Annotated in this window: 1 protein-coding gene; it reads right to left on the bottom strand. The window is 48.0% G+C overall.

Translation table 11 applies throughout. The features are described 5' to 3' along the window. Nucleotides 1–291: 291 nt before the first annotated feature. Nucleotides 292–5,604 (bottom strand): ATP-binding protein, encoded by a 5,313-nt coding sequence (locus tag GFC01_RS17360; protein WP_194175025.1) that lies wholly within the window; start codon nucleotides 5,602–5,604, stop codon nucleotides 292–294. Nucleotides 5,605–6,505: the final 901 nt, after the last annotated feature.

The raw sequence follows: 6,505 nt of genomic DNA, 5'->3' as shown, positions 1-6,505 counted from the left end.
ATTTGATGACCGTTTTTACATCGATATCCAGCCTTCTGGCCACCTGGGCTTTTTTTAGCCCCATGTCTTTTAATTGATGAATCTCGGCGTACATTTTCCACCTCGTCAATTTTTATTCCACCCCCTGTCAACCAGTAATTATACCTGCTGGCTGAGAGGAGATGGTAAAAATCATCCGTTTTTATTGACCGAAATTCATCCGTTTTATTATACCGCTTACAAGCAGTAATTATTCTCGTTATGTCAACCCCTTGACAACGTAACTCAGATAATCAATACAGCACTCTATTTCTAGTAATCACCTGGGGCACTATGAATTATTTCTTTTACTTCAACCGGAATCCGCATGGATCCCTTTAATAGCTGATTAAACAGGTCGGGTCGCACAAGGAGTTCACATCCTTGCAACATCGGGATCTCCTTAGCAAGATCGTCACCTACAGGGCGTACTTTCCAGCAACGGAAAACAACTGCAGCCTGGCCTTGCCTGTCAACTAATTTTAGCAGACCGGGCCACAGGCCTGGCTGTAACCCCCATCGTGCCGTGAGCGTAGGTGGTAACATCAAGATGGGACGCACACCTAAAAAATCACTTATCCAATCCAAACCAACCAGAGGTCCAACAAACCCATCTGGGTGCAAAAAAGGAATATCATTACCCTGTTCCCACCAAAATTCTGCATTACCATTCCCTAAGGGAAAGGGCTTCTTAAAACCGAAGCTCTCCAGAAACACAATACCAGCAACCACAGTCACCTTCTCGACTACATCACCCAGCACTTTATTGTCTAAAATCAGTTCCTCCTCGTAGTAGCCGCAGCGATACCAGCCGTTATACTCATCCTCACCATCGATAACGGAAACTGGTAGTATTTCAGTACACTGCTCACTGGGCAGAGGAAGGGGCGGGCGAACTACTCGGCTATGCCAGGCTGCAACGTGAAGCTTTAAATGTGGCAAGATCCTCTCCGCAATTTCATCGTTAGCAGTGGGAGTCCATAAGCCTCGACGCCAAAGGTGAGCATCGACTTCATTCAAAACATCATGGAAGACACATTCAAATAATTCTTTCTCCCAAAAAAGTAAAGGTACTGGAGGTAAGTTACGCCTCACGTGATCCTTCGCAGCTTTATAGCGAGACCGCGCCCGCTCCTCATGAACTTTTGATCCTTCCCAAAGCTGGTTGAAACGTACCGCTATATACGATGGAAACTGCGGCCAGATGTTTGCAATTGTTTTTATGCGGTTGCCCCAATCAAGCGAGAGAATGGCTTTTTCTTTGTTGTTTTCCAATTGCATTACTACCGAACGTAGGTTGGATGGGTTTCCGGCTAGTGGTTTAATGCCGGCCCGTTTGAGAAGAACCTGAGCCAGGATACGGAGACCAAAACTTTCAGATCTACTAAGTTCTAAAAGTTCAGCACGCAGGGCAGTAGTAATATCATAAGGATTTGTTTCTGCTTCCAGGAGCGTCTGAAGTATCACCAGGATGGAGGTGAATGGGGTATCTAAACGAAGAGTCTGCTGCAATGGGGCAATAACATCCTTCGGGATAGACCCAATTATGGCTGCAAGGCCGGAGATGGCTGTTAACTTCCTCCCGAGTTCCGGGTGACTGACTCTAGCCAATAGAACTGATAGAAGCCCCTCATCAAACGACCATAGTGGGGTATCCTGTGGCGTATACGGTACAAAAGGACCGACTGGGATTTCGCCCCGAGGCAAACGATGGTTAATAACTTCGAATGCAGCATTCCATACCGCAAAGGCAACATCGACTTGGCCCCACGCTACACACAGTTCGGTAAGATGCCTCGTAATACCGATAACATATGTTGATTTGTGGAGAAGATAAGCAATCTCAATCGCCAAAGTTTCTATGGCTTCATTTTTTGATAATGTCAGTGCATGCATAAGCCAAGGCTCGTATGCCTGACCACCCAACACTAACCAGCCTCCACCTCCTCGCGAGCGCGCGTAAGCCAGTGTATAGGCAATACACGCAGCACGAGTGTATCCATGTCGTTGAAGTCCCTCTGCTAATTCGGCCAATGGTGTTGCTGCACTTCCAAAGAAGTGTTCGCGCGCCCAGTACCGTATCAGGCGGATAACTTCGCTTTCTTTACCCTGATCTAGCAATTCAACAAGTCGGTAGCCCAGGGCATTGACGAACTTAGACTGGTTAGTCCCTTTATCCAGGGACTGCCGGCGAGTGTGACGCAATTCCTTCATAATGTCTAGAGGGGTTGCCTCGCACGGAAATAATGGCTCATCATGAAACACGGGGATATCATCTTGTTTATGCAGTGTAGGTGTCGGTGTCTCGCCACCTTCCGTCTCTGTCGGACCTACTTCGTGCCTACCCGCAGGTAGGGAAAAGCCATGGCTTTGTGCAAATCCTTCCACCTTTTCGTAAGCAGCGGAATTGAAATTTTTTGAATCACCCTGAACCTGTGCAGCAAGCCTACGAAGGGCTTGTTCGCCTGCTATAGGATCCACACTTAGAAGGCGTTCGATCACTGTTAGCCGCTTTTCTACCTCTTCTACAGCACCTGTAAATAGTAAGGTTGACTCCAGGAAGTTAAGAATAAGAGGATTCCCAATTTCTCTGCTAGCATCGATGGCATCTTCGATTGCACTTTCCAGCCGCCAGTCAATTCTCCCACCTCGCAACACAAGCGAGCGTGCCAGCAAAGCAAGCCCTCCAACTAAATCGACTTTGATCAAGGCACGAAACCAATGGTTTGGGGCATGGCGGGTTTCCTTGCCATCAGTATGATCTACCACTGCATCCACCAGTGGCTGAACTTTAGCCAAGGCGCTAATTGTTCGTTCAGAGTCAGTAGAACCCAATACCGGTAGACTCTCTAGGAGCTCATATATAGTAATATCCTTTCTAAAACCGTATGCAGTAAGGTACACAGCTGCATTCTGCCACCGAGCGCGGGCAAGATCTATATGCCCACCTTTTGCTAATGCAAGTGATAAATACATCTCGTGTGTAGCATGAATTTCATAGAACTCACCAACTTTTTCAGCCCGTTTCACCTGACGTTCAATTGCCTGCACAATCCGCTCATTGAGTTCCTTCCGGGAGCCATATGGCAATAGTATCTCGATTAATGCTTCTGGAATAAGGGGGCCACCTGGCATGCCTTGAAGATACGTGGTTGTGCCATCTGCTATTTTGTCAAGTAAGTCCAGCGCTTTCTCCCATTGCTGCGGCCCATGCAACAATCGAAGAGCGCGGGATACAGTGTCATGTATAACCGTATGAATTGGAAAAAGATCACAGGCCCGAGGTACACCTCTAAATGGATAGGTATCGCTAGCCAACTCTCTTAGGGCAGCTAATATATCTTCTTCAGCAGCAGGGACATTTTGCTGGGCTTTCACTTCTGCTTGCGAAAGTAATATGACAAACCGAAGCCAGGCCCGATACCATCCTTTTCCTTCGACGCGGCTTAGCCACGTTGAAAGAAGGCGGGGATTTGTAAAGGCTGTAATTCCGATACCCGCCACCCATTTACGCACCGGTTCTGTATCCAGGTAATGGCGTTCCCCGTCAAGACCAATATGTAGTGTGTCAAGATCAGGGCACTTTTTGGCTACCTCGGTCAGTGCCGCGCCTAGGGTTAAACATTCATAGGCCAATTCAACAGAGGTGGTACCCTGTACAGCTTGGGTAGCGACTTCGCTTGCTGCCTTAAGATCCCCATTTTCAAAGTATGCCCGTGCAAGTTCCAACTTGACCACACTTGCAATCTCGGTTGCCATGCGTGATCTATCTAATAATTTAATGAGGGTAGGAGGACCACCAAATTGTACAAGCTTACGCAGTATTCCGCGAAGATATTCCAGAGGAGGGTCTGAGGCACGTTCAAGCCAGGTTGACACACGTTCACTCATTTCTTCTAAACCTTTGACACGAAGCCATCCGTGAAATTCGGCTACGGCAGTCTTCTCACTATTAGAGTCCTCACTATTGCTCCTCGGAAGATTAAGATATTCCTCCCATGGAGGCCGTTCACCGGCGTCGTCACAGAGTGAGCAAAGGATAAGTCCTTGATCCCTTGGTATAGTTGGTTGCCCATCAAAAAGCAACCGTTCACTACGCGCTGCGGCCCCGAACACAGCTGCGAAGGTTCGCCCGTATAACTCAACGTCCAAGAGCTTTTCCTCAAAGCACGTATGAACTGAACGAAGCAATTCGGCACAACGGGCCAAGGCTGGCCAATCTCGCTCTTCTGCGGCGACGTCGATGGCAATTCCCAAGTTGGCTTCAATTGCACTACGTGGATGTCCGGCTGCAACACTATCAGACACGAAATTGGGGCCGACCATTTCGAGGATCTCTTGTTTCCGTCCCGCCCGGCGCAAACATGGGAGTAGGAAGCGATACGCCTTTGAGTCAGCATAAAATCCACGTTGAATAAGCCAATCGATTACTGGTGAGAGAATGGCCGCCACTGAGCCCCCGCGAGACCGGACACTCTCCATAATAAAGCGGCGGAAGCTCTCATGATAAATCCTTACTCCCCCCTGGGCAGTTACCCTCTTTAGAATAGGAGACAAATGAGCTAGTGCAATCGGAATATGGTGCTTAATCATGGGGAAAATTTCTTGCAACTCTTGCTCCGTAACCCCGAAATCAATGAGTCCAAGAAATTCAGCAATTATGCGACAGTCAGGGTGGACCGTGCGAAGAAGATATTCATAATATAAAGAAATGTTACCGCCAGCAAGCGGTATCTCCCGAAGAGATTCCATCGGATTGAATGCACTACGCCCCCTAAATTGGGCCAGGATTTGGCGGCATAAAAACGTTGTATATAGGGGATTGCCCTCGGCACGCTGATGGAGTTCGACGACGAACTCCTCTTCAATGTCTGCAAACCCTTCCTTCCGCAAAATCTCAGTGACTCCAAGACGGTCAGCCAGAACAGCGATTTCTTGGCGTTCCCAATCTGGCATGGTAATGGGCGTAGCAGAACCTAGCAAAGGATTAAGTTGTTCACCAGGTTGCGAACCGATTACAAGACATACACCTTCAGATAGATTAAGTGCAGCAAGTTCCTCAACGATATCAGTGTCTTCCGCCGCAACCGAGCGGGAGTCACTTAATACGCGGGAAATGTGATCAATACCATCAATGATTAAGACAACCTTTTTTGTAGTGTCTAACTCAACGGCATGTTGTAATAAGGTTTCCAGTTCACGAGGACCTGCTGCATAAATCGGCCGATGTCTCTCCTTAAGTGCTGGAAGACTATCTACTAACTCAGCAATCAGATTAGCAAAGAGAACATTTGTCGTAATACGCCGCTGGACATCCGGGTCACCTGGTTCTAGGTAACAATAATGACGCGCCACCAAGTGCCCACGGTTTCGCAACTCTTCAGCAAGGTGAGTAAGTATCCAAGACTTTCCAGAACCTGGGCCACCGGTAAGGATAACCACTTTCTGAGACTTGATTTGGTCAAGTAGAATGTTCTGCAGTGAGTCACGATTAACAAACTCTGCCCTATCGAGCGCAAACTTTTGGGCTACCCGCCCATAATCCGTGCGCAAACGAAGTTCGGCCTCTATGTGTGTTGGCCCCAATGTCTGGCCCTCCGACCGCGCTTTGGTAGCTAACTGTACCAACCTGGCCGCAACATCTATTTCGTTTCGATGCTGATTCGGGTAGCGCCCCACACCAATGCTCTCTGATAGAACACGGAAAAGCAGCCTTTCGAGTGGCCCCGGATTAGTAAGGTCGCTGGATGCCTGCGGGCATTCTAATTCGATAATAAAATGCGCAGCAAAGTCAACGAAATCCTGCCGCGAAATGTCCCCTGCCTCCTGGAGTGGCTTCCAAATAGGCGAACCACCCTCAGGCCAGATTAAATCAGGTCGTAGACGGTAAAGCCTTGACGGGTGGTCTGTGAAAGATACTTGGCCAGAAACCTCCTCAAGAAACATTAAGAGATTAGGGTTCGTAGGTCTCGCCCATGTAGCGCAAAGGCGATATTCTTCTACTGCTGACGTACTAGTTTTCTTATAACTACGGACAAGGTAATCAATTCTTAGACTTGTACGGTCGGTAGTGAAATCCTTAATTTCTAAACACCTTGCATCGTTTTCACTAGATTTGAATTGACGCCGCACAACACCTACGGTTTTTCGAACCGTCAGATCGTCAAACCGGTCACCGGGGTAGACCTTACGGTCAACGGTCATTGTGACAAAGCGATCCACCAACCCTATAGCAAAGAAATAGGCCGTCGCTATGTCTTGGTATATATATCCTCGGTGTGCGGCTGCAAGCCCTTGGGTTCTAACTGTCAACTCGAATCCCCCAGCTTTGTTGTCAATCATCATTTTAATTTAGCCCACCCACGGCCCATTTTCGCAGATTGAACAATCTGCAACAGTTTCTGATACCAGAATAATCAGCAACTGCTTTGCATATTGTTTTGGTATTTCAGGTCAGTCAGTCCGTCCACCAGAATGTGGCAATCAG

Source organism: Desulfofundulus thermobenzoicus, assembly GCF_009428905.1.
GTDB classification, from domain to species: Bacteria; Bacillota; Desulfotomaculia; order Desulfotomaculales; family Desulfovirgulaceae; genus Desulfofundulus_A; species Desulfofundulus_A thermobenzoicus.
Note: the sequence above shows the minus strand (reverse complement) of the source record. Positions and strands in the feature narration are given on the sequence as shown.